Raw genomic sequence first — 26130 nt, 5'->3', positions numbered from 1 at the left:
CACAACCGGCGCACCCACCCGCTCCCCGGTGAGTCGAACGCCTGCTCCGGATAGGCTCCCTCCAAGGCCCGCGAGGGCCGTGACGGTGAGCGACACACGGACGCGGGACGCGGGAGGCGACGGGATGACGGTCCCGGGACGCAGGAGCAGTACCTTCACGATGCTGCTGCGCAGCGGCTTCACCGACCCCTCGGCGGCGGCCCGGCTGCTCGAATCCGACGCGCTGGCCCCCGTACGCACCGACCCGGTGCTCCTCGACGCCCTCGGCGCCACTGCTGACCCCGACCTCGCCCTCCGCGGCCTGGTCCGCCTCGCCGAGGCACAGCCCGCCGGGGAACGGCCCGGCCTCCTCGACACCCTCGTCAGCTCCAAGCCCCTGCGCGACCGCCTCCTCGGCGTCCTCGGCGCTTCGGAGGCCCTCGCCGACCACCTCGCCCGCCACCCCCGCGACTGGCACGCCCTCGTCACCTACGAGGCCGCCGACCTGCACCCCGGCCTCGCCGAGTTCGAGCAGGGCCTGGCCGAGGCGCACGACCCCGTCGCGCTGCGCGTCGCGTACCGCCGGTGCCTGCTCTCCATCGCCGCCCGCGACGTCTGCGGCACCATCGACGTCGCCCAGACCGCCGCCGAGCTCGCCGACCTCGCCACCGCCACCCTCCGCGCCGCCCTCCGCATCGCGACCGCGGCCGCCCCGGAGGACGCGGCACGCTGCCGCCTGGCCGTCATCGCCATGGGCAAGTGCGGCGGCAACGAGCTGAACTACGTCTCGGACGTGGACGTCATCTTCGTCGCGGAAGCCGCGCAGGCAGCCAACGCAGCCAACGCAGCCAACACCGCCAACGGCGGGAACGGCGGGACCACCAACAGCACCGCCGACGAGTCCAAGGCGCTTCAGGCCGCCACCCGCCTCGCCTCCCACCTCATGCGCATCTGCTCCGAGACCACTGTCGAGGGCAGCATCTGGCCCGTCGACGCCAACCTCCGCCCCGAGGGCCGCAACGGCCCCCTCGTCCGCACCCTCTCCTCCCACCTCGCCTACTACCAACGCTGGGCCAAGACCTGGGAGTTCCAGGCCCTCCTCAAGGCCCGCGCCGTCGCCGGCGACCCGGACCTCGGCGCGGCGTACATCGATGCCATAAACCCCCTCGTCTGGCAGGCCGCCGAGCGCGAGAACTTCGTCGCCGACGTCCAGCAGATGCGCCGCCGCGTCGTCGACAACATCCCCGCCTCCCAGGTCGACCGCGAGCTGAAGCTCGGCCCGGGCGGCCTGCGCGACGTCGAGTTCGCCGTGCAGCTGCTGCAGCTCGTCCACGGCCGCAGCGACGCCACCCTCCGCTCCGGCACCACCCTCGACGCCCTGCACGCCCTCGCCGCCGGCGGCTACGTCGGCCGCGCCGACGCCGCCCAGCTGAACGACGCGTACCGCTTCCTGCGCGCCATGGAGCACCGCATCCAGCTGCACCGCCTGCGCCGCACCCACCTCGTCCCCGAGGACGAGGCCGACCTGCGCCGCCTCGGCCGCTCCCTCGGCCTGCGCACCGAACCCGTCGTCGAGCTCAACAAGGCCTGGCGCCGCCACGCCACCGTGGTCCGCCGCCTGCACGAGAAGCTGTTCTACCGCCCGCTCCTCGACGCCGTCGCCCAGCTCGCCCCCGGCGAGACCCGGCTCTCGCCGCGCGCCGCCGGCCAGCGCCTCGAAGCCCTCGGGTACGCCGACCCGGCCGCCGCCCTGCGCCACCTGGAGGCCCTCGCCTCCGGCGTCACCCGCAAGGCCGCCATCCAGCGCACCCTGCTCCCGGTCATGCTGGGCTGGTTCGCGGACTCCGCCGACCCGGACGCCGGCCTGCTCGGCTTCCGCAAGGTCTCCGACGCCCTCGGCAAGACCCCCTGGTACCTGCGCCTGCTGCGCGACGAGGGCGCCGCCGCCGAGAACCTGGCCCGCGTCCTGTCCGCCGGCCGCCTCGCGCCCGACCTGCTGATGCGCGCCCCCGAGGCCGTCGCCCTGCTCGGCGACCCCGAGGGCCTCCAGCCCCGTACGCACGAGGCCCTGGAGCAGGAGGTGCTGGCCGCCGTCGGCCGCGCCGACAGCGCCGAGGCCGCCGTCACCGCGGCCCGCGGCGTCCGCCGCCGCGAACTGTTCCGCACCGCCGCCGCCGACATCATCGCCTCGTACGGTACGGAGGACAGCCCCGCCGAGGAGGACCACGGCACCCTCGTCGACCGGGTCGGCCGAGCCGTCTCCGACCTCACCGCCGCCACCGTCGCCGGAGCCCTGCGCGCCGCCGTCCGCGACCAGTGGGGCGACACCCTGCCCACCCGGTTCGCCGTCATCGGCGTCGGCCGGTTCGGCGGCCACGAGCTCGGCTACGGCTCCGACGCCGACGTCCTGTTCGTCCACGAGCCGCGCGAGGGCGTCGACGAGCAGGAGGCCGCGAAGGCCGCCCAGGCCGTCATCGCCGAGATGCGCCGCCTGCTGCAGCTCCCCACCGCCGACCCGCCGCTGCTCATCGACGCCGACCTGCGCCCCGAAGGCCGTTCCGGCCCCCTCGTCCGCACCCTCGCCTCCTACGCCGCGTACTACCGCCGCTGGTCCCTGACCTGGGAGAGCCAGGCCCTGCTGCGCGCCGCACCCGTCGCCGGCGACCCGGACCTCGGCCGCCGCTTCATCGACCTGATCGACCCGCTGCGCTACCCCTCCGGAGGCCTCGACGACGACGCGGTCCGCGAGATCCGCCGCCTCAAGGCCCGCATGGAATCAGAACGCCTGCCGCGCGGCGCCGACCCGACCCTCCACACGAAGCTGGGCCGCGGCGGCCTCAGCGACGTCGAGTGGACCGTCCAGCTGCTCCAGATGCGGCACGCCTGGACCGAACCCGCCCTGCGCACCACCCGCACCCGCGAAGCCCTGGCCGCCGCCCGGACGGCCGGCCTGATCCCGGCCGAGGAGGCCCAGATCCTGGACGAGGCCTGGGTCCTGGCCACCCGCGTCCGCAACGCGGTCATGCTGGTCCGCGGCCGCGCCGGGGACACCTTCCCGACGGAGGCCCGCGAACTGGGCGCGGTCGGCCGCTACCTCGGCTACGCGGAGGGCACGGTCGGCGAAATGCTGGACGACTACCGCCGCACCACCCGCCGCGCCCGAGCCGTCGTAGACGACTTCTTCTACGCCGGCTGAGGCCGCGCCGGGGAACACATCCGCCAGGCCGGCCCGCCACTGAGGCGTCTGCTGCTCGGGGCGGGTGCGCACAGGAATGTCGCGGAGACCTCATCCACCCGCCGCGCGAACGATTCCTCAACCTCCGCCGTGTGTCTTCCGGCGCGTGCTGTCCGCGACAGCCCTCCTCAGTGGTCGGGAACGCTGACGAGCAGTTCTTTGAGGCCGATGCGCCCGGCGCCGTCGCCGACGAGGGTTACCTTGGCGAGAGGGGCTCGCCGCCTGGTCTCGGGCCGGGGCGGGTACCAGTGGAGCGCGGTCAGTCGGACCTCGACGTCGGGCGTGCCGACGGCTCGGAACGCCATACCGACCCGCGCCTCGCCCGTGAGGCTCTCAGCGACACACACCAACTCGTCGGCTGAACTCTTCGCGAGCTGGGTCACGTACAGCCGCGCCGCGGTCGGCGGCGCGGGCTGCTCGGCGATCGCCTGGATGATGAGTTCGATGTCCTGGGAGGCGGCGATGCAGAACTCCTGGTCGGTTTGACTGATGTCGATCGCGATATCGCGATACCCTTCTCCGCCCGGTCCGGCTTCGTGGACGAGCCTCGACGGCATAATCAACGAGTTCCTCCTTTCCTCGAAGAACCAGGTGATATTTTGCGGCGCATCTCGCACCACAGAGGTGAACATCTCCTTCAACTCCGGGTGTGGTTCACTGAAACGCCAAAGGAGTGAAGGTACCTGAATGAGCCCGGTGATACCGATTTCGCTCGTGGATCTGATTTGAGCCACGGGCGCGAATCGCTCAAGGGCGGCCTTGGCTCGGTGGAAGCGCGACATCGGTTCTGACATTCCTGTCACCGCCACTTCGTGTCCCTGCGCATCCGCCTCAATTCATCCAAGTCGGCTACGCCATCCAATCGTATGACCCGCTCAGAGTTCTGCGACCGCAGAGCCCGCTCGTAATCTCCTCGGGGCACTGGATCCGGGCTTAGGGTCGGGTCATATACGTATCGACCGTCAGTGTATACCTGATGGAAGTCCCAGTTCTCGATCTTGATTCCATTGGGCCCGGCCTCGGGAGTTCTGAGGTTCCCGGACGGGGTGAAGTAGTGGACGATTTTTCCTTCACCGTCCGCCCGTTTCATGATGAAATCTGAAATTTCGGTACAGTCGATATAGTCACCTTTCGGTGCTGCCTTCATGGCGTCGATCAGATTCTGCTTCGGGGGATGATCGGGGTTGGGCTTTCGGAAGTCAAAGGGGTCGCGCTTCGGGCACCCTTCCGGGGTCAGACCCATGGGGTCGGCCCAGGTGTGAGGGTTGTGGACGTACGTGGTCGGGTTGGGGGCGGGAGCGAGGCCGAGGGGATCCGAGGAGAGGAAGCGGGCGGTCTCGGGATCGTAGGTGCGGAAGTAGTTGTAGTGGAGGCCGGACTCGGGGTCGTAGTACTGCCCCGGGAAGCGGAGAGGGGTGTAGGCCGTCGCGTCGCGGTTCCAGGTTGTGGTGCCCCAGAGCGTGGTGCGGGTGTGCCACGCCGTGGTGCCGTCTTCTGCGATGAGGTGGGTGGGAGTGCCCACCAGGTCCGTGACGATCGTGAAGAAGCGATCGTCAACCTCGTCCTGGGTCATGCGCTCTGTCTGGGTGACGGGGTGGAGGCCCTGGTGGGTCCAGGTCAGGGTGACCGCGCCGCTGGCCTGCTCGCACAGGGTTGTGCCGTCCCAGGTGAACAGGGTCTCCTCGACGACCGCGCCGGTCTCCGACAGACGCTGCTTGGCCGTCCGGCGGCCCAGGGGGTCGTATCGGTAGCGCCAGCGGGTGCCGTCCGGGGTGGTCACCCCGACCAGGCGGTCTTCGGTGTTCCACTCGTAGCGCCAGGTGTCGGGCTTGCGCGAGAGACGGGTCTTCTGGCGAAGGGAAACGCGGCCCAGAGCGTCGTACTCGTAGCGGATTGATCCAGCGCGGGTGATGCGGGTGCCCGTGTAGGCGCGGTCGCCTCGGGCCTCCGCGCCGGGGTGCTGCGTTGGCCAAGAGGCGGTGGTCTGGTTGCCGGCCTCGTCGTAGGCGTAGCGCTCCGACCAGGAAGAGGCCTCGACAGTCGTGACCCGGGCCGCCGCGTCCAGAGTGAAGGTGCGCAGGCCGACAACGGAGTCGTCGATGCCGGTCAGGTAGCCGTCGGCGCGGTAACTGTAGCCGCGCCGCTGGAGGGTGCGGCCGTCCTGACCGGCGACCGACTGGGCGGTGCGGCGGCCCATCGCGTCGTACTCGTGGATGAGGGAGAGCGACGGGTTCAGAGTACGCCTCAGCTCCTGTCCCGCAGCGTCGCGTTCAAAGACCAGAGTGCGGCCCTCGGTGGTGAGGGCGCTGCGCCGACCTGCCGCGTCGTACGCCCAGAGGGATTCGGCGCCCCCAGGTGTCGTGCGGCTGGTGCGGCGCCCCAGCGCGTCGTAGCCGTACGTGAGGGTGCGGCCGTTCACCGTCTCCGAGAGGAGCCGGCCCGTGGCGTCGCGGAGCCAGGTGACCGTAGCCTCCGGTGAGGAAGCCGTCGCGAGGGCGTCGAAGACGTCGTACGCGTAGGTGGTGACCAGGCCGGCGGCGTCCTTGCGGATCGTTTGGCCGAGCTCGTTGCGCTCGTACGCCGTGGTCTCGCCTGCGGCGTTGGTACAGGAGGTCAGACGCCCCGAAGCGTCGTACCCGTAGGTGAGGGTTCGGTCGTCGAAGTCCGTCTCCGAGGCCATCCGACCCGCCTCGTCATAGGTGTAGCTCCAGGTGAGCCCCTGCGGGTTGGTGACCCCTGTCAGCCGGAGCTCCATGTCATGCGCGAACGTGTAGCGCGCGCCGTCCGGCCCGGTCCGGGCGGTGAGGAGGTCGAAGTCACCGTATTCGAAGACCGTGACTCCCCCGATCGCATCCGTGTGGGTCAGGCAGTTGCCCTCGCCGTCGTAGGTCCAGGACTCCTCGCTGCCGTCGGCGTTCACGCGGTGCTGGAGGCGGCCTTCGACGCTCCAGGTGAGGTGCGTGGTGTGGCCCAGCGGGTCCGTGATGGCGATCGGGCGGCCGAAGGCATCGCGGACGTAGGTCGTTGTCCCGCCCAGGGGATCCGTTGCCGAGGTGACCTGGCCTGCCGGGTCGCAGCGGACCATGGTGGTGCTGCCCAGGGCATCCGTCACCGAGGCGACGTGGCCGCGGGCGTCGTACCCGAAGTGGGTCGTGGCGCCGCCGGGGGTGGTGACGGAGGTGCGGTTGCCGTGTTCGTCGTATGTCTGGCGGGTCACCCTGCCGTCCGGGGCGATCAGCTTCACCGGCAGGCCGAGCGCGTTGTATTCCGCCCGTGATACGCGGCCGTCCGGCCGGGTCACGCTTGTCATCCGGCCCGCCTCGTCGTACGTGAAGCGGATGGTGTGGCCCAGGGGGTCGGTACGCGAGAGCAGGCGGTTGCGGCGGTCGTGCTCGAAGTGGGTGGTGGCGCCTGTGGGGTCGATCTCCGCGGTGATCTGCGCGCGGTCGTTGACGAGGAACTGTGTGGTGTGGCCGAGGGAGTCGGCGAGGGTGGTACGGCCCGGCTCGTAGGTGAAGCGGACGTTCAGGTGACCGTTGGTTCCGGACTGGGCTATGCAGCGGTGCCGGTCGTCGTAGACGTAGTCGAAGTGGCGTTCGTTGGTGTCGGTCCAGGAAGTGATCCGGCCGAGTTCGTCGTAGCCGAAACGGAGTGGGAGCCCGGACGAGTTGGTGACCTGGGTGAGGTTGCCGTCGGTGTAGCCGTAGCGGAGGACCTGGGTGCCGTCGGCCAGGGCGAGGCCGGTTATTCGGCCATCGGAGGTCTTAAGACGGACCTCGTAGCCGCCGCAGTGGGAGATGGCGGCAGGGGCGCCTGCTTCGTCGTACGTGTAGGTGATCCAGGCGCCGTTGCGGTCGTCGATCTGAGTGAGCAGGCCGTCCTCGGTGAAGTGTCGGACCTGGCCGGTGTCGGGGTCGGTGACCGTATAGCCGCCGTCTTCCTGCTGTTCCAGCGGCCAGCTGCGGCCCAGGTGTGGCAGTACGGGGGCGTCGGGCGAGGGGTGGGGGTAGCCGAGCAGGCTGCCGTCCTCGCTGACCAGGACCACGCCCTCGTCGTCGAACTCCAGCCGCTGGTCGACGGTGCAGGCCCAGGTGGGGCCGAACCATCGGCCAAGACGGTACGACGACTCGAACGTCCGGCTGAACACCAGCGGCAGGGAGCCGGGGAGTACCAGGTCGGTCTGGGGGAGCGTCATCCGGCCCGTGGCGACGTCGACCGGATCTTCCAGGCAGGTTTTGCAGTCCGATTCGCGGGACTTGTCGTGCGGGTCGTGGCGCAGCTCGTCGCCGGCGGACGGCGTGTCTGGCTCGTTCGGTCCCCTCGGGGGCTTCCGTGCATGCGCCATGTCGTCGGCGAAGCGGGTGGCTCCTGCTGCGGTGCGGGCCGCGCCCGTCAGCAGGCCGGACCCCCTCGACACAGCCGCTTCCGGTGCGAGCTTCCCGCCGAACTCGTACGGGTCCTTCATCGCACTGTCGATCAGGGCCTTGGCTGTGGCGTCGGGGGTGTTGGCGGCAGCGAGGAAGTCCGCCCCCATGCTGTTCAGGCCCATCCGGGCCACGGTGGGATGGTTGATGTTGTACGGGTCGTTGGAATCCAGTGCGCGGTAAGTGTTGACCATGCCGGCCGTGCCTTTGGCGACACCGCCGAGGAAGTGCTGGTACTCGGCGCCCCTGCGCACGACTTCGACCATGGCGGCTTCGGTGGCCGACACCTTCGGTGCCGCATCCCGCGCCTTCTCCAAAGCCTGGGCGGCCGAGCGAGCGACATCGTCACGCTGGCGCCGTACCTCGGCCAGCTTCTGCTGCGCGGCCTTGATGCCGTCGGCACCCGGATCGGTGAAGCCACCCGGGCGGGCGGGCAGCGGATTCTGCTCGGCCTTCACAGCCGCCTCGTAATCCTTCACCCACGTGTTGTAGGCGGCACGGGCGTTGTCCGACAGCTTGACCGCTGCCTTGTACTCGTCGATCGCCTCCTTCGCCTGGCCCTGCGCCCACGTCACGGTGTCTGCGAACCGGGCAACCGCGCCGGCCGCCGATTCGAAGGCGGCCGCGGCGGCGAACCAGCGAGGCGCCTTCTCCTGGACAGAGTCCCGGAAGGCGTCAGCCGAGGCGCCCTTGATGCCGTCCGTGCCGAGCTTCTTCAGGCCCTCCCCGGTGCGGGTGAAGGCCGCGCTGAAATCACGCAGGTGTCCGGCGGCCGCACGCAGGCTGCTAGCGCTGCCGTGGACCAGCTGCTTGGGGTCTTCACTCTGGCCGAGATCCACCTCGCCGACGTCGGCGCCCAGACGGTTCGCCGCGGAGTTCGCCGTGTTGCGGACGGCGTTGGCGCCCTCCTGCCAGCCCACGTCCTCCAGCGCATCAGCGGTCTTGCCACCGAGCCATTCGACAGCGTCTCCGGTGATGGCTGCGCCCTTCTCCAGCCAATTACCGTCGCCCATCAGAAGTTATCCCCTCATCACCGTGCTGATCACCGCTGTGAGCCACGCCCGGATGGCCGGCGTCCTGCTGGTTGCGAATGTGATCGAGCGTCTCGCGGTCCATGCCCTGTGCCTCGGCGACGTTCTCCAACATGCCGCCGCTGATTCCCTCGTTGAGCATGCTGTGCTTGGTGGCCGCCCAGGTGCGGTCGAAGTCCTCCCTGGCCTGGCGGGCCTGCTCCGGCGTCTCCCGTGTGAACGCGTGATCCGAAAGGATCGCGTCCATGGACTTCTTCTCGACCTCGTCCTCCGACGCGTGAGGGTTGCCGATACCGGCGTTGACCAGCACCTTGAAGGTGCCGTTGCGGTACTGGTCCTCCTCCCAGACCGAGCCGGCCGCAATCCCCAGCCGCTCGGCAAGCCCGCTCGTACTGATCACGAGGCTGGCCACGCCGAGGTCCCACCGTTCGCAGAAGCCCTCCAGGGCCGAGGCCACCGCCGGATGGCCGGCCTCCAAACCCGTCAGCGCGAGTCGGCTCATACCGGACCCGGCCACAGCCGAGGTGTCCGTGGCGAACTCCCGCAGCTCCCCCACCGCCGCCCGCAGCCCGTCCTGGATGCTCCGCACGGCAACCGGATCCATCTCCAGGTCTTTGCCGCCGCCACCACTCATAATCCCCACCCCCAAGAGTTCCAAGGAGGTTATGCGAGATGCCCGACAACGCCCTGGTTGCCGCAGGCAGGCATCCGGCCAGGTCAGCGGACAGACTTCGCCCCTGCCCTTCTTCGAGATCTCGCCCTCCGGCGCGTACGCATTCTGCATGATGTCCTGGTACGCGCTCGGCTTTGCTCTTCCGACACGCACAGAATGAGACAGGCATGCGGATCCAGGGCGGCCCCGAGTGCTCCCCTACCCGGTGTATCCGGCCGACGAGCCGGCGCCGTCTAGGGTGGTCGCATGCACCGTCCTTCCCCGCCACCGCCGTTGACCGAGGTAGAGGTCGCCGAGGCCGAGCGGGAGCTCGGGGTCTCGTTTCCTGCCGAGTACCGCGCGTATCTGGTCGGTGTCAGTGCCGGCGAGGGCATGGCGCGCCTCGAACGCGGCGAGCGGGGCTGGTGGTGGACCGGGAACGAGCAGGCTCGCACGGACCTGCTGCCGCTGCCGTTCCCGCACCCCGACTCGTACGCAGCCGCGGAGGCCGAGCTGGACGCGCGGGAGCCCCGGTGGGAGGACTTCCCCGACGGGCCGACAGCCGCGGCTGCCTGGGACGCGTGGGATGCGGAGTACGAGGAGTTCCAGGACCGGAAGACGGCCGGGAGCGTGGTCCTCCAGGAGCACGGCTGCGGCTACGCCACGCTGCTCGCGCTGTCCGGCCCGCTGGCCGGGACGGTGTGGTGGGACGGCCGGGCCAGCCACGACCTGATCGTCCCGCTGTCCCTCGACCACGCGGCCGGCGGCCGGCCGGCCACCTTCGCCGAGTGGTTGCAGCACGATGCGTGGGACCTGCTGCCCGACTGGGGCCGGCCCGGCCGGGTCCTGCCGGCCGAGCCCGAGCCCGAACCCGAGTCCGGGCACGGGTAGCGGCGCCGTCCGGTCCGACGACCCGCGTAGCCGGGCCTCCCCCGCGCGGGGGAGGCGGGTGCATGCGGGCGGGCGATTTGCTGCGGGGCGGGCTCGGACAGTCTGGTTCCGGGCGGGAGGCACGGGCCTCCGCCGCACCGGGACGAGCAAGGTGGGGGACACCATGGCACAGGCAGCAGCAGCAGCGGCAGCGACGACGACCGGCTCGCGCGGACGGCGGGCCGGTCGGTCCGGGTACGCGGGGTACGTGGCTGCGGTGGCGGCCCTCGCGTATGCCGCCCCGCACTTCTGGTGGGGCGCCGGGATCGGAGCGACCTTCCCCGGCGACTTCGCCGGGGCCCCGCACGGCACCTGGGAGGCGGCCGTCGGCTACTGGGGGATGGGCGGCGTCGCGGTCCTCGGCGCGGTCATCGCACTCGCCCTGGTCCGGCCGTGGGGCCGCCGGCTGCCGCGCCGCCTGCTCGCCGTTCCCGCGCTGGTCGCCTCGGTGGGCATGAGCCTGTGGGGCTTCACCTACTTCGCCCTGCAGTACCTGCTCGCCGCCGAGCGGGTCGTGTCGGCCCCGGCCTTCGCCGCCAAGGACGCCCACCCGCAGGCCGTGTGGGGGCTCTTCTGGTACGGGCTGTTCCTGGTCTGGGGCATCGCCCTCGGCGTGGCCGCCCGGCAGCGCCTGCGCCGTCGTTGAGCGGGCGCCGCTGTCGGGGCAGGCGGCAGAGCCACTCGACGAACTGTTGCCCGCTGTCTTCTGCGGGTGCGGGCGACAGCCGCGATGACGGCGGTGGTCAACTTTCCAGGTTCCGAGCAGCGTCCTGGAGGGAAGGGGAGTTCTTCGACGACCTCAGCGAACTTCTTCGGCGCCTTTCCACAGTGTGCACCTCGGAGCCTCTTCCCCGCCCTTGATGCCGTCCCGCATGTCGTCCGAAGCCCCCAGCACCTTTCCGGTCACTTCGTCGTTGTGTTTCTCCACGGTCACCTTGTTCAGTACCTCCTGGGGTACGCCCTTCGGCCAACACGTGTAGAGGTTCACCTTGGCACCTGCGAAAGACTTGGCAGGACCCAGAACAGCATGAGTGAGGTTCGCACTGTGCAATGACGCTCCCTCAAGGTGTGCGCCGCTCAGGCCTGCCTGGTACAGATTGGTGCCGATCAGTTCCGCGTTCTGGAGGTGAGCTCCGGTGAGGTCGGCTCCTCTGAGGTTGGTCTCCCTGAACCTGAAGCTCTCCAGGTGGGCGTCGCTCAGGTCGGCGTTGGGAAGCTCCTTGCCGCTGAAGTTGATGCCGTCAATGTTCTTGTGCTTAGGAGTGAAACCCGGTATGGAGCCGGCGATCTCGACGTTCGCCCTCCACGCCGCGTACTCCTGTGACTCTCCGAAGGACTGTTCCAAGAACAGAGCCGAGACCCCGATGGCAATGCCGGTCACAAGGCCCCCGCCAATTCCGGCGAGCACCTCAATCCGAGGTTCCGACTCCGGTTCTCTGACCGCCATCCTCCAGGCGAAGACCGCGCCCACGGCGCCGAGGACTCCGAGGAGGAGCAGTACACCGATCAAAGCCCATGACCACGCACCCGTCTCTGGCACGGGGACCATCCCCAATACACATGGACAAGACGAGGAATGCTCCTCTTCCTCTTCCTCTTTATCGCCGGTGCCAGGTGATCGCAACACGGGTCCCCGCAAGCGGGCCGTCAGCCCCGAAGACACGGTGTTTTGGAGTGGAGGGGCTGTTCGTCGTCCGAGGTCGTCCGAGGCGTCAGCCTCGGCGTGGCCGCCCGGCAGCGGCTGCGCCGCGGCCGTTGAGTCCGATTCGTCACTCGACGACTTGGACGGTGTCCGGCTTGGGGAACGGCATCATGCCCCAGCCCATGGGCCAGCCCTTCCACAAGGTTTCGCCGGGTTCGGCTTCGAGGATTCGCGGGATGCGCCATTCCCACCACCGGTGCGGCTCTTCGTCCCGGTCGGGCCAGGGAATCGTGGCCGCACGGAAGCGGGCGTCCAGCGCGTCGAGCTCGGACTGGCGAAGCGTCTGCACGCGTGGGGGCAGCAGCCGCCAGACGCCGGCCAGTGCGGTCCGGCACCAGAGGTCGTTGTCGAGCTCCGGCGCGCACCACCCGTAGCCCTCCTCCACTTCCTCCACGAGGTACTTCCACGCCTCCAACAGCGAGTTGAGCGTCCATGGTTGTCCGTCGTTCCGAAGCCCGGCGCCGCTGGCGACGGCTGCCTGCACGGCCGCGTACTCCTCGGCGGTCAGAGGTGTTTCGTCGGCAGGGGCGGGCGTTTGGGGGCTCATGCGGCGACTATCGCAGTGCCCGGGCCTGCCTGGCTACGCGACTTTCGTCGGGTCCAGGGCACGGGTGCAGGGTCCGCAGTGGCCGCCGCGAGTGGGCGCGCGGTAGGCCTTGCCGCAGGATTCGCAGCACTGGAGCGGGTGGATCGTCCGGTCCGGGCCCGGCGGGCGGATCGCCGGGCCGGCCGGGATCGGGGGTGGGATCAGCTCGCGGAGCCGGTGCGCCAGGAGCCCGTACGGGGAGTGGATCGGGGTCAGGGGCAGGCTGCGGGTCAGGGTGGCGCCGACCGCGCTCGGGGTCAGGCCGCGTTCCAGCCAGGCGGCCACGGCCGGGGCCAGCCGGGCCACGTCCCGCTCCGACAGCACCAGCCGGGGGTCCCGCAGCCGCAGCCGGGCCAGCAGCGAACGGGCCTCGGCGTCCGCCTCGGGGGAAGGGGCCGTCTCCGGCTCCGGGAGCGGCGACGGTTCCTCCCGCTGCGGGACCGGGGGTTCCTCGTCCGGGGGTGTGGGGCGGCCGCCACCGCCACCGCCACCGTCGTCGTCCGGCTCGGGCGGCTCCGGGGGTGGCTCGTCGCCCCTCCTCGCCTCCGTCCTGAGGGCAGGCGGGTTGTTGTACGACACGGTGTACGTCACGACCCGGCCCGACGGCAGCCGCTCCTGGTAACGGCCCAGGTAGCCGTGCTCCTCCAGCTCGCGCAACGCCGTGGCGATCCGTACCTCGCCCTCGGGGAAGCGCCCGGCCAGGTCCTTGATGGTCACCTTGGCGCCGGGCGGCAGCGACTGGATGTGCGCACCCAGCCCGATCGCGGTCAGGCTCAACTCCTCGTGCTGGGCGAGGTGGTTGCCGATCACCACGAACCGGGTGTGGTGGGCGCGGTTGATGTGTCGGATGCCCGACAGGGCGCGCGCAGGCGCGCTAAGCTGCTGGTCAGCCATGAGGAAGGCGTTCACTTCCGGGTGGTCAGGCCCTCGCGGCGGGATGGCAGTCCCATGCGAGGGCCGAATGCGTTTGTGGGGGACTTTCGTCCGAGGCCGACTCTGCACCGCGGATCGGCAATTGCGCCAGCCGGGTTGGCGCAATTCACCCGACCGGGTGAGAGGGGGAGGGGGGAGGTTGGGAAAGGTCATTTCCCCCGGTTCTTTATCCCTAGGCGTCGAGCGTTACCGGGGAGTGGCCCACCGGGTCGTGAAAACCTCGATCCGGTGAAAGCGGACCGGTTAGGTCCAATTCCGCCCACACCGTTTTCAGGGGTACGGGGCCTTGATCCGTTCCCCAGCGAGCAGCCAGACTCGACACCAGGACGAGCCCGCGCCCCGATTCATCCTCCGGTGACGGAACGTGGGCGTCTGCGGGCGGTACGGCCTCGGCCCGGGTGTCCGACACCTCGATACGGAGCGCAGGCCCGGGGTTGATGTACAGGCGCAGCCGGAAGCTCCGCCCTTGGACCTTCCCGTGCGTGACAGCGTTCGCGGCGAGCTCGGCGACGACCTGTGCCGCCTCGGTGAACGGAAGTCGATGCTCCGTGAGTTGGTGCACCGTGAGGGCACGGGCTGCGCGAGCGCCGCGCGGGGTTGCGGGGAGGGTGGCGTCGAGGGAGATTTCCTGATTCACGTGACTCAGCGTGGCCATCCGTGCGTAACCTGAACAGAGTTGAGGGCGCTGTGTACAGCGGTTGTCCAGGGCTGTCCCGTGCGGTCCTCCCGGTCAAATCGGAGGTGGAGAGTGAACGCAGACGGTGTCGACGAATCGAGCTGGGAACTCGATCCGGAGGACGAATCGGGGGCGGTAATCGCCACGGTGGGACGCCAGTTGAAAATGTGGCGCGAGGCCGCAGGCCTTGACGCTATGCAGTTCGCCAAGCGGATGGGTTACGGCCCCAACCTGATCTACAAGATCGAGCGTGGCACCCGCATTCCCCGCCCCGAGTTTCTGGACAAGGCGGATGAGGTCTTGGAGGCGGGAGGGAAAATCGCGGCGATGAAGGTTGACATCGAAAGGGCCCGCTACCCCAAGAAGGTTCGTGATCTCGCCAAGTTGGAGTCCCAGGCCGTGGAGATCGGCGCGTACGACAACGTCGTGGTGCCGGGCCTTCTCCAGACTGCGGAGTACGCGCGCGCCCTCTACGCACTGCGTCGGCCGGCGTACTCCGCAGATGAGATTGAACGTCTGGTTTCAGCGCGGCTGGCGCGTCAGGAGGTCATCTGCCGGGACTCGCCGCCGCTCCTCACAGTCGTCCAGGAAGAGGCGGTACTTCGCAGGCCGGTCGGGGGCAAGATGGTGCTGCGCGGCCAGCTGGAACACCTGCTAGAGGTCGGGAGGTCGCGAAACGTGGAGATCCAGGTGATGCCAACTGCAGTGGAGGAGCACTCCGGTCTCGCTGCGTCATTCAAGGTCATGCGTCTCGCGGACGGGACGACCGTCGGGCACAGCGAAGTTCAACTGGCCAGTCGACTGATCACCGAACCACGAGAAGTCCAGGTCCTGGACATGCGCTATGGCATGATCCGAGCGCAGGCCCTGACGCCTCGCGAGTCGCTGACGTTCATCGAGAAGGTACTGGGGGAGACATGAGCATCCAGCTGTCAGCCGAAGGTCCTTCCACGTTGGCATGGGTCAAGAGCAGCTACAGCACCGCGGACGGCCCCGACTGCGTCGAAGTCGCCTGGACCAAGAGCAGTTATAGCCCGAGTAGCAGCAACGAATGCGTCGAGGTAGCCCACCTGCCCGGCACCATCCTCGTCCGTGACTCCAAGGTCCCCGACGGCAGCCGACTCGCGCTGAGCCCCGCCGCCTGGGCCGGATTCGTGGCCGCTGCCGGTGCTTAGACTCCTGCCCCGCCAGCTTCGCCTGGCGGCGGCAGCCAAGGCAGTGCTTCGGCTTCGGCGGCCGAGCCCGGCGGCCTGGGGCACCATCGTCGAGGCCGCCTGCGGTGACGCGGAGGACTACTGGAGGGCCCGGGACGTGCTCGTCCAGGCCGGCCGAGCCGCGGCTCCGTACGCCGACCGGATCGCGGCTCGACTCGACGACCTGCTCCGCGACCCCCACGACTACCTGATAGGCCAGCTGGCGTTCCCTCTCGCCGGCGTGGGCGACGTACGGGCGATGCCCGCGCTGCACCGCCTCGCGGTGCGGGAACGGCTCTGGCGGGAGCGGAGCAACGCCCCCGCGCTCGCGGTGATGCCCGCGGCCGAGCTGCTGCCCCTGCTGCGGCGCGACCTGGGGGTGGATGCGGCCGCCGGGGGGAACGCCTGCGCCCTCGACGTCCTGGCCGCCTGGGGTCCTGCGGCGGCTCCCGCCCTGCCCGAGGTGATGGCGTGCCTGGAGGGGCCGTACGCCTACGACGCCGCCCGCGTCCTCGGCCGGATCGGTCCCCCGGCGGCAGCCGCCGCGGGCCGGCTGGCCGAGTTCGCCACCGGGTCGAGCCGACCGCCCGGCCCGTACGGGCCCGATCCCCGGGGATCCTGGTACGGGGTGCGGATGGCCGCCTGGGCGCACTGGCGGGTGACCGGCGACGACTCCCCAGCCCTCCGCATCTACGCCGCCGACCTCGACTCCGGCCTCGGCAGCCGCGTCCTGCCCTATCTGGCCGACTTCGGCCCGGCCGCCGCCCGGCACACCGGAGCCGTGCGGGCGCTCATGGACTCGCCCGGGGCGTGGGCCCGGGTGGCCGCCGCCCACGCCTGGTGGCGGATCACCGGCGATCCGGAGCCGGCGGTACCGGTGCTGCTGGCGGCCGTGGACCCGGAGTGGGACGGGCACATCGCGTACCCGACGCCGCGCGCGGTCCGGCACCTCGGCGAGATCGGAGCCCCGGCCGCCGCCGCAGAGCCCGTACTGACCCGGCTGCTGGAGCGCGAGACGCGGCTCGGCCACGGCTGGGAGAGGATCCGGATCCTCGCCGACGACGCCGTCACCCGCACCCTCACCGAGGCCCTGGCGGGCATCGGGCCCCGCAGCCCGGGATGACCGTCGGCCGACGCCAGGACGGGGTCAGCGAAGAGCGGCGCGTTCGTCGACGCGGCGAGTCGGTGTGCCCAGGAACAGGTCGGTCGGTGCCGGGCCGTTGGCGATGTTCAGTGTGTCGAGCCGGTAGGTCCAGTCGCCGCTGCATGTGCCCGCGAAGCGGTGGTTGACCTGCCAGCGGAGCCATTCGCCGCGGGCGAGGCGGACCGCTGGAGGACGTCGCCACCTGCGCGGCATGCCGAACGGCGTGACAGTCAGCTGGACCCGGAGGAGGCCGTCGGCTTCGTGCAGGAGCAGCCCGGTGTCCGAGCCGGAGTCGGGTAGACCCCTGAGCGTTCCGAAGCGAGGCTGGAAATCATCGGCTTCGTGCAGGACCACGTTGTGTACGAAGGGCGGCGCCATGGGCGGCAGAGGAAAGGCTGTGGGGGCCTTGTTCCTGCGGGAGGCCGCCAGTCCGCCGCGGGACTGCTTGGTCCATGACGTGCGGACCCACTGCACCACTGTTTCCATGCGCCTGATCCTCCGACGCGACGGGACCGGCCGCTACTGCGTTTGCGTGGTCCCGCAGATGCTCCGGCCGTCCCGCATCAGCACGTGTAACCGTGGGGGACCTGAAGCAGCGCCACGAAGACCCACACCATCACCGCTGCGCCGGCCGACCCGCCGAGCAGCGCGACCGTCGGGCTCCGCCGCCCGACGTACCTCACGACCACCCCCCACCACACCACCGCGGTCAGCGTGAGCAGCGACCCGTAGAGGACGAGGGCGAAGCTGTTGGCGGCCCCGTTCACGCCGACGTCGCACGCACGCCAGGCGGAGGCCAGCAGCACCGACCCGAGCACCCCCGTGGCAAACCCCGCCAGCGGCACCACCGCACAGCCCCACCTGCTCTGCAGCACGCTCTTCCCCTCTCCGGCTCTGTTCACGAGTTCCGGCTCTGGCTCAACTTCTGTGGTGCGGCGCAGCCGCTTGGCGTGCCGCGCCAACGAGCGAGGGAATCGCGCAGATCAGCGGCTTGCGACGAGTCGATCGCTCTCCCATAGAGCCCGACTCCACAGAAGTTGAGCCAGAACCCGAGTTCCGACGGCAGTCGTTCAGCACCCGCCTATTGGATGCTCCATCGGTGTGGGTGCCCGGGCTCGGTGGGGCAGGCGAAGATGTTCAACAGTCCGTCCCGGCCGATCGTGAGCTGCGTGGGGCGGGGCTCACGCAGGTGCTCCGCCACGTCCTGCTCCTCGGTGGGCATCCAGCTGCCACTACCGCCATCCCACTCACTGCTGTCGATGGTCAGCAGCAGGACCATGGGGGCGGCACAGGCCTCGCAGTTCATCGGATGCGGGTCGGTCGTGTGCCAGGAAGGAAAGCCACCCACCCGGCAACCCGGTGGAATCGACAGGTCGTGGTGGTAAGTGACCAGCTCGTCTTCCAGCCCGTACTTCTCCGCTTTCCGTTCCTGACGCTCCTCCCAGGCGTCGATCCTGGCGCCCAACCTGACCGGCAGCGATCCGGCGTACGGGTAGGTGACGACCTGCTCGGGGTGCAACACGCACGGCTCGGCGACCGAGCCCTCGAAACCGACCAGCGTCGGCTGCGGCGGCGCGTCCAGCGGCACGGAGACCCGGTCGGAACGGCGCCATCGTACGTGCGGGGCCAGGCCGTAGCGGCTCGGGCCGTGGGCCTCGAACGGGCACCAGAGGACCTGGAGCAGGTCGCAGCCGTCCGGGCCGGGCGGGAGGCCGGGCACGTCCCGCCGGTACAGCTGGACCAGGCCGACCAGCGGGATCGGATCGGTGTCGGTGACGTCCGGGTCGCGGTGCCTGCGGCCGAGCTCCTTGAGCAGCACCCGTTCCTCGTCGGTGGGCCGGTCACGGGCCCAGGCGTCCGCGAGCACCTGACGCCCGCGACGGATGTCCCCGATGCGGTGCCCGCGGCTGCGTTTGTGCGGCTCGGTGCACACCGGCCACGGTTCGTCGGCCGGCCACAGCAGGGGACCGCCGACCGAGCTGGCCGACGCGTCCGGACGCCCCGGCCGCGGGTGCAGGCGCGTCGTCATACCCCGATACGCCCGCAGCTTCGGAAAGAGCTCCTCGACCGGTACGGGGCGCGGCGGCGTAGTTCTGGTCATGGCGGAGACACTAAGCCACCAAGCCACCGCGTCTGCATCCTGGGGATAACCGCTGGCCGGGGGCCGTGGGCGCTGTTTGGATGCGGGGCATGAGCAACGAACTGCCCGACGGCTACGAGATGTCCACCGAACCCGCCCGGCTCGACGTCGGCCTGATCCACCGCTGGCTCTCCGAGGACGCGTACTGGGCGCTCGGCCGCAGCCGCCAGAAGCAGGAGGACGCCATCGCGGGCTCCCTGAACTTCGGCCTCTATGACCAGGCCTCCGGGGCCCAGCTCGCGTACGCCCGCGTCGTCACCGACCGGGCCACCTTCGCCTGGCTGTGCGACGTCTACGTCGACCCCGGCGCCCGCGGCAAGGGGCTCGGCGGGGCGCTCGTCGAGGCGGTCAAGGAGCACCTGGAGCCGTACGGGCTGCGCCGGATCCTGCTCGCCACCGCCGACGCGCACACCGTCTACGCCCGCTCCGGCTTCACCCCGCTCGACACCCCGCAGAAGTGGATGGCGTTCGGCAATCAGTAGAGCCGCCCGGCCCTTCGGGCGGTGGAGCGTCAACGGTCGCCGTCGGCCGGGACTAACCCTCGCCGAGGATGCGCAGGTTGTGCTTGTCCTTGAAGTATTCGTAGTCCTTGAGGTTCAAGGTGGCCAGCGGCAGGTCGTAGGTGAGGCAGCAGGCGGCGATCCACGTGTCGTTCGTCGGCTGCGGTCGTCCGTCCTGCCTTCCGGCAGCGGAGAGCTTGCCCCAGGTGGCGGCGACGGCTTCGTCGCCGGGGAGGACGGGGATGCCGGAGAGCCAGTCGGCGAGTTCCTGCCGGCGGAGGCTGCCCCAATTGCGGATCTCGGTCCACTGGGTCAGTTCGCCGAAAGTGACGAAGGTGATCAGAGGCTTGCGGCCGATCAGACGGGTGGCCAGTGGGCCGGTGAGCCTGCCCTTGTGGGTGAGGGAGGCGACGTCGGTGTCGAGGACGACGGGTTGCATGGCGGCGGCGCTCAGGCGACGTCGCGTCGGCGCTCGGCGTGGATGAAGGCGAGGAACTCGTCCAGTTCCTCGTCGGACTCGAAGGTGTCGGCCTTCAGATCGTCCAGGGAGGTGATCGGCTGGGTGTTCTTCGCGGCCAGTAGTTCCTCGACCGTCAGCCGTGGCCGGAGCGGCGGATGGATCGGGCGCTCGGATTCCGCTGCACTCATGGTGAGGACCTCCCCGCCGACACCGGTCATTGCCTGCCGAGGGCCATGATACGGCCGCTGGCACGCCCGCCGTGGGCGTCAGTGCAGGTCGGCCTGGAAGCCGTGGCGGTGGTCGGTCGGACAGGTGAAGATCCGCAGGTCGCCCCACCGGCCGACGACCACGCCCGCCTCGGAGTCGCTGGCCACCGTGAACAGCAGCGTCATGGCCGTGCCGCAGTCGGCGCAGTCGAATGCCGAGGGGTGGTTCAGCTGCCAGGTCGGCCAGCCACCCAGCTTCCAGCCGGCGAGGCAGGTGATGGCGTCACTCCCGTCACCGTCACCGGTCGCTTCGATCAGCTCCAGCAGCCCCGGGCGGAGTTCCTCGGGCAGCTCTTCCCAGTAGGGGAAGTCGGTGACGTGCTCGGCGGTGAAGGTGCAGGCCCGGGGCAGGTAGCCGTCCTCGTCGTACCGGGTCGGCGCCGGCGGGGTCGTCAGTCGGCTCGTCACGTCGGCGGTGCGCCGCCAGCGCAGCTCGACGGCGGGGGCGATGTCGGCCTGGTGGGCCGGCGGGTCCCAGTGCTCGTTGGGGCACCACAGGATCTGGAGGAGGTCGGAGTCGTCGGGCCACCACGGGCCCGGGACGTCGCGCCGGAAGATCTGGGCGACCGGCACCATGGGCGTGGCGGGCTCGCCGTCGGGGCCGCCGGTCTCGTCGGGCAGGGAGCACACGGGCCACGGCTCTTCGGTTGGCCACAGCAGGGGGCCGCCGACGGAGCTGTCCCCGCAGTCGGGTTCCCCGCGCTCGGTGTCGAACCGCACCGCGTCCCGTGCGTACGGGGCGAGCTCGGGCAGCGCGGCGAGTATCGCCTCGGCCGACGGCCTGGCCGACGGTCTGGGGGTGCGCGTCATCGGGCCTTCCGGGCAGCCGGGTGGAGGGGCTCAGCCCCGCGGGGTCGGGGTGCGGAACCGGTTCAGCAGAGCAGCGGTCGCCGGATGCGGGTCCGTGTGGACCGGGTGGCGGGGGAGGCGGTGCGGCATGTCGCCGTACCAGGTGCGGGACGCCGCGTACCCGAAGGCGAGGCACAGCATGCCGCCGGCCGCGTCCAGCCAGAAGTGGTTGGCGGTGGCGACGATGACGACCAGCGTGGCCGTCGGGTAGAGCAGGCCCAGGATCCGCGCCCACGGAGCCGCCGCCACCGCGTAGATCGTCAGCCCGCACCAGAGCGACCAGCCGATGTGCATGGACGGCATGGCGGCGTACTGGTTCGACATGTTCTTGAGGTTGCCCGAGGCCATGGAGCCCCAGGTGTGGTGGACGAGCACCGTGTCGATGAAGTTCTCGTTCTCCATCAGCCGCGGCGGCGCGAGCGGGAAGAAGTAGTAGCCGACCAGCGCCACGCCCGTGGTGGCGAAGAGGACGAAGCGGGCGGCGGCGTACCGCCCCGGATGCCAGCGGTAGATCCAGGCGAGCACGCCGAGGGTCACCACGAAGTGGAGCGTGGCGTAGTAGTAGTTCATGCCGACGATCAGCCACGTCACCGAGTTCACGGTGTGGTTGACGGTCTTCTCCACCGCTATGCCGAGGGTGTGCTCGATGTGCCACAGCCAGTCGGCGTTCGCCAGGGCGATCGACTTCTGCTCGGGCACGGCGTTGCGGATGAGCGAGTACGTCCAGTAGCTGACCGCGATGAGCAGGATCTCGAACCAGATCCGGGGGCGGCGCGGGGCCCGCAGGCGGGTGAGCAGGGTGTGCCGGGGTTCCGGACGGGCCTCTTCGTCGACCACGGCGGGTGACGAGACGTCCGTCCCGGTTTCCAGTGTCTTCACGCTCGCTTCACCCATGGGACGAGAGTTTGCCAGATGCCTTCCCGCCTTCGATCATCCCTCGGGCTTGTCTTGCCTGCAGCCGATCGGTCCTGGGTATGACACACCCCGGAGCGATCCCCGAGGCGAGCCCCGGCCGGGGCCCCAGGGGCCCGCCGGGGCAGCGGCTACGAAGGCCCCCGGTGCTGCTCGGGGCCGGACGCGGTGGACCCGCGGACCACCAGCTCGGGCAGGAAGACGAATTCGCTGTGCGGGGCCGGTGTGCCGCCGATCTCCTCCAGCAGCGTGCGCACGGCGGCCTGCCCCATGGCCTGCACGGGCTGCCGGATCGTGGTGAGCGGCGGATCGGTGAACGCTATGAGCGGCGAGTCGTCGAAGCCGACCACCGACACGTCCTGCGGGACGCGCCGCCCCTGCTGCCGGGCGGCGCGGATCGCGCCGAGCGCCATCATGTCGCTGGCGCACACGATCGCCGTGCAGCCGCGCTCCATCAGCGCCGTGGTGGCGGCCTGCCCGCCCTCCAGGCTGTAGAGGGAGTGCTGGATGAGCTCCTCGACGGCGGCCTCGTCCAGGCCGAGCCGCTCCTTCATGCCGAGCCGGAAGCCCTCGATCTTGCGCAGGACGGGGACGAACCGCTTGGGGCCGACCGCCAGCCCGATCCGGGTGTGGCCGAGCGCGGTCAGGTGGGTCACCGCGAGCTGCATCGCCGCCCGGTCGTCGGGGGAGACGAAGGGTGCCTGCACCTTGTCGGAGAAGCCGTTGATCAGGACAAAGGGGACGCCTTTGGCCCGGAGTTGCTCGTAGCGGCCCATGTCGGCGGTCGTGTCGGCATGCAGGCCCGAGACGAAGATGATCCCGGAGACCCCGCGGTCGACGAGCATCTCGGTCAGCTCGTCCTCCGTGGACCCGCCCGGGGTCTGCGTGGCCAGCACCGGCGTGTACCCCTGGCGGGTCAGCGCCTGGCCGATGACCTGGGCGAGCGCCGGGAAGATGGGATTGTCCAGCTCGGGGGTGATGAGCCCGACCAGGCCGGCGCTGCGCTGGCGCAGCTTCACCGGGCGCTCGTAGCCGAGCACGTCGAGCGCGGCCAGCACGGATTCGCGGGTGCCTGCGGCCACACCGGGCTTGCCGTTGAGCACGCGGCTGACTGTGGCTTCGCTGACCCCCGCCTGGGCTGCGATGTCGGCAAGCCGTGCGGTCACGGGATTGGACTGTACCGGTCGCACGCTACAAAGCCCACCAGGTGGACGAATCCGGGGGAAGACGGACGGTCCGGCCGTCCGTCTCGACGGGCGCGCTGGAAATTACGGGACGGCCCGGCGAGGGCAGTTCGAGCGGCTCGGTCCGGGTGTTGAGGGTGCAGGCGAAGCCGGGCCGGGTGAACGACAGCACCCCCTCCGGGGCCGGCTGCCAGGTCAGCGGGCCCGCGTCCGGGGAGCCGAGCCCCGGCAGGGCCCGGCGCAGCTCCAGGGCGGCCCGGTACAGCTCCAGGGTGGAGTGCGGGTCGCCGGTCTGCGCGGCCACGGTCAGGGAGCCCCAGCCGCGGGGCTGCGGCAGCCAGCTCCGGCCGGACGGGCCGAAGCCGAACGGCGGCTCCTTCCCGGACCAGGGCAGCGGGATGCGGCAGCCGTCGCGCAGCCCGTCCTGCCCGGCGGTGCGGCGGAAGGCGGGATCCTGGCGGACCTCGTCGGGGAGGTCGGTCACCTCGGGCAGGCCGAGCTCCTCGCCCTGGTAGAGGTACGCCGACCCGGGCAGCGCCAGCATCAGCAGTGCGGCGGCCCGCGCCCGGGCCAGGCCGCGGCGGCCGTCGCCGTTGCCGTAGCGGGTGACGTGGCGCACGACGTCGTGGTTGGACAGGACCCAGGTGGTCGGGGCGCCGACGGCGGTGGTCGCGGCGAGCGACTCCTCGATCACCGTGCGCATCGCCGGGGCGTCCCAGGGGCAGTTCAGGAACCGGAAGTTGAACGCCTGGTGCAGCTCGTCGGGCCGGACGTACAGGGCGAGCCGCTCGGAGGTCGGCGCCCAGGCCTCGGCGACGCCGATGCGCGGGCCCTCGTACGAGTCGAGGAGGAGGCGCCAGGAGCGGTGGATCTCGTGGACGCCGTCCTGGTCGAAGAAGGGGAGCGGCTCGGTGCCGATCAGGGTGGCCTGGGCGCCGCGGCCGATGTCGGGCAGGCCGGGCGCCTTGACCATGCCGTGGGCGACGTCGACGCGGAAGCCGTCCACACCGAGGTCGAGCCAGAAGCGCAGGACGGAGGCGAACTCCTCCGCGACCTCGGGGTGCTCCCAGTTCAGGTCGGGCTGCTGGGGGGCGAAGAGGTGCAGGTACCAGTCGCCGTCCGGGGTGCGGGTCCAGGCGGGGCCGCCGAAGACGGACTCCCAGTCGTTCGGGGGTTCGCAGCCGTCGGCGCCGCGGCCGGGGCGGAAGTGGTAGCGGGCCCGGGACGGGCCGCCCGGGCCGGCGGCGAGGGCCTCCCGGAACCAGGGGTGCAGGTCGGAGGTGTGGTTGGGGACGACGTCGACGATGACCCGCATCCCCAGGGCGTGGGCGGCGCGGACCAGGTCGTCGGCGTCGGCGAGGTCGCCGAAGAGGGGGTCGACGGCCCGGTAGTCGGCGACGTCGTAGCCGCCGTCCGCCTGCGGGGAGACGTAGAAGGGCGTCAGCCACACGGCGTCGACGCCGAGCCGGGCCAGATGCGGCAGGCGGGAGCGCACCCCGCGCAGGTCGCCGATGCCGTCGCCGTCGCTGTCCGCGAAGGAGCGGACGTACACCTGGTAGATGACGGCATCGCGCCACCAGCCGACCGTGTTGGCGACGGCACTTTCAGTGGTCTTGCTGGAAGCGCTTGCAAGACCGGGGGCGGTCAGCTCATGGGTCATATCGGTGTCAACGCGGCCACATGCCCCCTGGTTGCGGGCTGTTCACGGCCTGCTTGCAGGGCTGATGACCCGACGGGAGTTCGAACAACCAGCAAGCGGCGGCAACCGTCAGGACACGCGGTTGTAACGATCGGCCGTGCTTGCAGAAAATTGCCGCAAGCTCTTTCGGACGGCTTTCAGGCTTGTTACGTTCCCTGCAACTCGGGACCGCGAGGGAGCGGCCGGGATCATCGAAGGAGTTCATATGCGGCGTGGCATAGCGGCCACCGCGCTGGTCGCGACCCTGGCGCTCGCGGCGACGGCTTGCGGCGGTGACACCAAGGACGACAGCGGCACCCAGGCCGGCGGGGAGCTCTCCGGCACGGTCACGTGGTGGGACACCTCCAACGATGCCGAGAAGGCCAGCTTCCAGAAGATCGCCGAGGCGTTCACCGCGAAGCACCCGAAGGTGACCGTCAAGTACGTCAACGTCCCGTACGGCGACGCGCAGAACAAGGTCAAGAACGCGTTCAGCAGCGGCTCCGAGGCCCCCGACGTGATCCGCGCCGACGTCGGCTGGGTCGCGGACTTCGCCTCGCTCGGCTACCTGGACCAGGTCCCGGCCGACACGGCCAAGAAGGTCGACGCCGAGTTCCTGCCGCAGGCTGCGGCCAGCGGCAAGTACGAGGGCAAGACCTACGCGGTCCCGCAGGTCATCGACACCCTCGGCCTCTTCTACAACAAGAAGATGCTCGCCGACGCCGGCGTCCAGCCCCCCAAGACCCTGGAGGAGCTGAAGACCGCCGCCACCGCGATCAAGGAGAAGACCGGCAAGGCCGCACTGTACCTCCGCGGCGACGACTCCTACTGGTTCTTCCCGCTGATCTACGGCGAGGGCGGCGACCTCGTCGACGTGAAGACCAAGACCGTCACGGTCGACAACGAGGCCGGCGTGAAGGCGTTCAAGGCCGCCCGTGACCTGGTCGCCTCCGGTGCAGCCGTCACCAACTCCACCGACGGCTACCAGAACATGCAGACCGCCTTCAAGACCGGCCAGGTCGCCATGATGATCAACGGCCCCTGGGCGATCAAGGACACCTACGCCGGCGACCAGTTCGCGGACAAGGCCAACCTGGGCATCGCCCCGGTTCCGGCCGGCTCGGTCAAGGCGGGCGGCCCGCAGGGCGGCCACGACCTCGCCGTCTACGCCGGGTCGAAGAACCGCGCTGCCGCGCACGCCTTCGTCGAGTACATGTCCTCGCAGGAGGTCCAGGTCCAGTCCGCCAAGGAGCTCAGCCTGCTCCCGACCCGGACCGCCGCCTACGAGCAGGCCGACGTCAAGTCCAACGAGATGGTCCAGTTCTTCAAGCCGGCCGTGGACAAGGCCGTCGAGCGCGCCTGGATCCCGGAGAACGGCTCCCTCTTCGAGCCGCTGAAGGTCGAATACACCAAGGCCGTCACCGGAGCCTCGACCCCCGAGGACGCCGCCAAGGCCGCCGGCGCCGAGTTCCGCAAGATCCTCAAGGGCTGGAAGTAACAACGACCATGGCTGCTGACACCAGCCAGTCGGTGGCAACGGCCGCGGGGGGGGGGGCGGGGGGGGGGGGGCGCCCCCGGGGGCCCCCCCCGGGGGGGGGGGCGCCCCCCCCCGCCCCCCCCCCCCCCCCCCCCCCGCCCGCCCCGGGGGGCCCCCCC

24 protein-coding genes are annotated in these 26130 nt (G+C 70.5%); 8 read left to right on the top strand and 16 right to left on the bottom strand.

The features are described 5' to 3' along the window. Window positions 1–124 precede the first annotated feature (124 nt). A complete protein-coding gene (locus tag ACIQUT_RS06135) occupies window positions 125–3175 on the top strand; it encodes a bifunctional [glutamine synthetase] adenylyltransferase/[glutamine synthetase]-adenylyl-L-tyrosine phosphorylase (RefSeq protein ID WP_403559964.1) in 3051 nt (1016 codons plus the stop codon). Window positions 3176–3342: 167 nt separating this feature from the next. Here ACIQUT_RS06135 and ACIQUT_RS06130 read toward each other — a convergent pair whose 3' ends face one another. From ACIQUT_RS06130 to ACIQUT_RS06120, 3 genes are read right to left on the bottom strand one after another with little or no spacing between them, the layout of a single operon-like run. Beyond that, window positions 3343–3996: a hypothetical protein gene (locus ACIQUT_RS06130; RefSeq protein ID WP_403559962.1), complete on the bottom strand. Its 654-nt coding sequence runs from the start codon at window positions 3994–3996 to the stop codon at window positions 3343–3345. A gap of 17 nt (window positions 3997–4013) precedes the next feature. Further along, window positions 4014–8651 (bottom strand): putative T7SS-secreted protein, encoded by a 4638-nt coding sequence (locus ACIQUT_RS06125; protein WP_403559960.1) that lies wholly within the window; start codon window positions 8649–8651, stop codon window positions 4014–4016. Next, window positions 8638–9453 (bottom strand): hypothetical protein, encoded by an 816-nt coding sequence (locus tag ACIQUT_RS06120; protein ID WP_403559959.1) that lies wholly within the window; start codon window positions 9451–9453, stop codon window positions 8638–8640. The genes ACIQUT_RS06125 and ACIQUT_RS06120 overlap by 14 nt, the downstream gene beginning before the upstream one ends. A 135-nt stretch (window positions 9454–9588) precedes the next feature. Between ACIQUT_RS06120 and ACIQUT_RS06115 the strand changes: the two genes are divergently transcribed. Both ACIQUT_RS06115 and ACIQUT_RS06110 read left to right on the top strand, forming a co-directional pair. Then, window positions 9589–10212, top strand: coding sequence for an SMI1/KNR4 family protein (locus tag ACIQUT_RS06115; RefSeq protein WP_403559957.1), 624 nt, complete (start codon window positions 9589–9591; stop codon window positions 10210–10212). A 163-nt stretch (window positions 10213–10375) separates the two neighbouring features. After that, a complete protein-coding gene (locus ACIQUT_RS06110; RefSeq protein WP_403559956.1) occupies window positions 10376–10897 on the top strand; it encodes a DUF3995 domain-containing protein in 522 nt (173 codons plus the stop codon). Window positions 10898–11050: 153 nt separating this feature from the next. Here the strand turns inward: ACIQUT_RS06110 and ACIQUT_RS06105 are convergent, their stop codons facing one another. The 4 genes from ACIQUT_RS06105 to ACIQUT_RS06090 form a co-directional block, all read right to left on the bottom strand. Beyond that, window positions 11051–11761 (bottom strand): pentapeptide repeat-containing protein, encoded by a 711-nt coding sequence (locus ACIQUT_RS06105; RefSeq protein ID WP_403559954.1) that lies wholly within the window; start codon window positions 11759–11761, stop codon window positions 11051–11053. Window positions 11762–12020: 259 nt separating this feature from the next. Next, window positions 12021–12500 carry a hypothetical protein gene (locus tag ACIQUT_RS06100; RefSeq protein WP_403559952.1) on the bottom strand — a complete coding sequence of 160 codons (480 nt, stop codon included), beginning with the start codon at window positions 12498–12500 and terminating at the stop codon, window positions 12021–12023. Between the two features lie 33 nt (window positions 12501–12533). Next, the gene (locus ACIQUT_RS06095) at window positions 12534–13433 is read right to left on the bottom strand and encodes a helix-turn-helix domain-containing protein (RefSeq protein WP_403559950.1); all 900 of its coding nucleotides are present in this window, start codon (window positions 13431–13433) and stop codon (window positions 12534–12536) included. A 211-nt stretch (window positions 13434–13644) separates the two neighbouring features. After that, the gene (locus ACIQUT_RS06090) at window positions 13645–14127 is read right to left on the bottom strand and encodes an ATP-binding protein (RefSeq protein WP_403559948.1); all 483 of its coding nucleotides are present in this window, start codon (window positions 14125–14127) and stop codon (window positions 13645–13647) included. Window positions 14128–14220: 93 nt separating this feature from the next. Between ACIQUT_RS06090 and ACIQUT_RS06085 the strand changes: the two genes are divergently transcribed. The 3 genes from ACIQUT_RS06085 to ACIQUT_RS06075 are packed head-to-tail and all read left to right on the top strand — an operon-like array spanning window position 14221 to window position 16464. After that, a complete protein-coding gene (locus ACIQUT_RS06085; protein ID WP_403559946.1) occupies window positions 14221–15069 on the top strand; it encodes a helix-turn-helix domain-containing protein in 849 nt (282 codons plus the stop codon). After that, window positions 15066–15323 (top strand): DUF397 domain-containing protein, encoded by a 258-nt coding sequence (locus ACIQUT_RS06080; RefSeq protein ID WP_403559944.1) that lies wholly within the window; start codon window positions 15066–15068, stop codon window positions 15321–15323. The genes ACIQUT_RS06085 and ACIQUT_RS06080 overlap by 4 nt, the downstream gene beginning before the upstream one ends. A 43-nt stretch (window positions 15324–15366) precedes the next feature. Continuing rightward, on the top strand, window positions 15367–16464 hold the full coding sequence (locus ACIQUT_RS06075; protein WP_403559942.1) for a hypothetical protein: 1098 nt from the start codon (window positions 15367–15369) through the stop codon (window positions 16462–16464). 24 nt (window positions 16465–16488) lie between these two features. Here the strand turns inward: ACIQUT_RS06075 and ACIQUT_RS06070 are convergent, their stop codons facing one another. From ACIQUT_RS06070 to ACIQUT_RS06060, 3 genes are all read right to left on the bottom strand, one after another. After that, window positions 16489–16971: a hypothetical protein gene (locus tag ACIQUT_RS06070; RefSeq protein WP_403559940.1), complete on the bottom strand. Its 483-nt coding sequence runs from the start codon at window positions 16969–16971 to the stop codon at window positions 16489–16491. Window positions 16972–17048: 77 nt separating this feature from the next. Further along, the gene (locus ACIQUT_RS06065) at window positions 17049–17360 is read right to left on the bottom strand and encodes a hypothetical protein (protein WP_403559938.1); all 312 of its coding nucleotides are present in this window, start codon (window positions 17358–17360) and stop codon (window positions 17049–17051) included. A 206-nt stretch (window positions 17361–17566) separates the two neighbouring features. After that, window positions 17567–18586 (bottom strand): hypothetical protein, encoded by a 1020-nt coding sequence (locus ACIQUT_RS06060; RefSeq protein ID WP_403559936.1) that lies wholly within the window; start codon window positions 18584–18586, stop codon window positions 17567–17569. 89 nt (window positions 18587–18675) lie between these two features. Here ACIQUT_RS06060 and ACIQUT_RS06055 point away from each other — a divergent pair, with 89 nt between their 5' ends. After that, window positions 18676–19107, top strand: coding sequence for a GNAT family N-acetyltransferase (locus tag ACIQUT_RS06055; RefSeq protein ID WP_403559934.1), 432 nt, complete (start codon window positions 18676–18678; stop codon window positions 19105–19107). A gap of 52 nt (window positions 19108–19159) precedes the next feature. Here the strand turns inward: ACIQUT_RS06055 and ACIQUT_RS06050 are convergent, their stop codons facing one another. From ACIQUT_RS06050 to ACIQUT_RS06025, 6 genes are all read right to left on the bottom strand, one after another. Beyond that, the gene (locus ACIQUT_RS06050; RefSeq protein WP_403559932.1) at window positions 19160–19564 is read right to left on the bottom strand and encodes a type II toxin-antitoxin system VapC family toxin; all 405 of its coding nucleotides are present in this window, start codon (window positions 19562–19564) and stop codon (window positions 19160–19162) included. An 11-nt stretch (window positions 19565–19575) separates the two neighbouring features. After that, the gene (locus ACIQUT_RS06045; RefSeq protein WP_179173662.1) at window positions 19576–19773 is read right to left on the bottom strand and encodes a hypothetical protein; all 198 of its coding nucleotides are present in this window, start codon (window positions 19771–19773) and stop codon (window positions 19576–19578) included. 78 nt (window positions 19774–19851) lie between these two features. Beyond that, window positions 19852–20661, bottom strand: coding sequence for a hypothetical protein (locus ACIQUT_RS06040; RefSeq protein WP_403559930.1), 810 nt, complete (start codon window positions 20659–20661; stop codon window positions 19852–19854). A gap of 30 nt (window positions 20662–20691) precedes the next feature. Beyond that, window positions 20692–21594 (bottom strand): phosphatase PAP2 family protein, encoded by a 903-nt coding sequence (locus tag ACIQUT_RS06035; RefSeq protein ID WP_403559928.1) that lies wholly within the window; start codon window positions 21592–21594, stop codon window positions 20692–20694. A gap of 149 nt (window positions 21595–21743) precedes the next feature. Beyond that, window positions 21744–22778, bottom strand: a complete 1035-nt coding sequence (locus ACIQUT_RS06030) for a LacI family DNA-binding transcriptional regulator (protein WP_403559926.1) — start codon at window positions 22776–22778, stop codon at window positions 21744–21746. Between the two features lie 25 nt (window positions 22779–22803). Next, on the bottom strand, window positions 22804–24456 hold the full coding sequence (locus ACIQUT_RS06025; protein WP_403559924.1) for a glycoside hydrolase family 13 protein: 1653 nt from the start codon (window positions 24454–24456) through the stop codon (window positions 22804–22806). A gap of 244 nt (window positions 24457–24700) precedes the next feature. Here ACIQUT_RS06025 and ACIQUT_RS06020 point away from each other — a divergent pair, with 244 nt between their 5' ends. Continuing rightward, window positions 24701–25972 carry an extracellular solute-binding protein gene (locus ACIQUT_RS06020; RefSeq protein WP_403559922.1) on the top strand — a complete coding sequence of 424 codons (1272 nt, stop codon included), beginning with the start codon at window positions 24701–24703 and terminating at the stop codon, window positions 25970–25972. The last annotated feature ends 158 nt before the right edge of the window (window positions 25973–26130 follow it).

Origin of the sequence: Streptomyces sp. NPDC090445, assembly GCF_044769385.1 — a bacterium.
GTDB lineage: Bacteria > Actinomycetota > Actinomycetes > Streptomycetales > Streptomycetaceae > Streptomyces.
The sequence above is the reverse complement of the archived record's forward strand: the minus strand, read 5'-3'. Positions and strand labels throughout refer to the sequence as shown.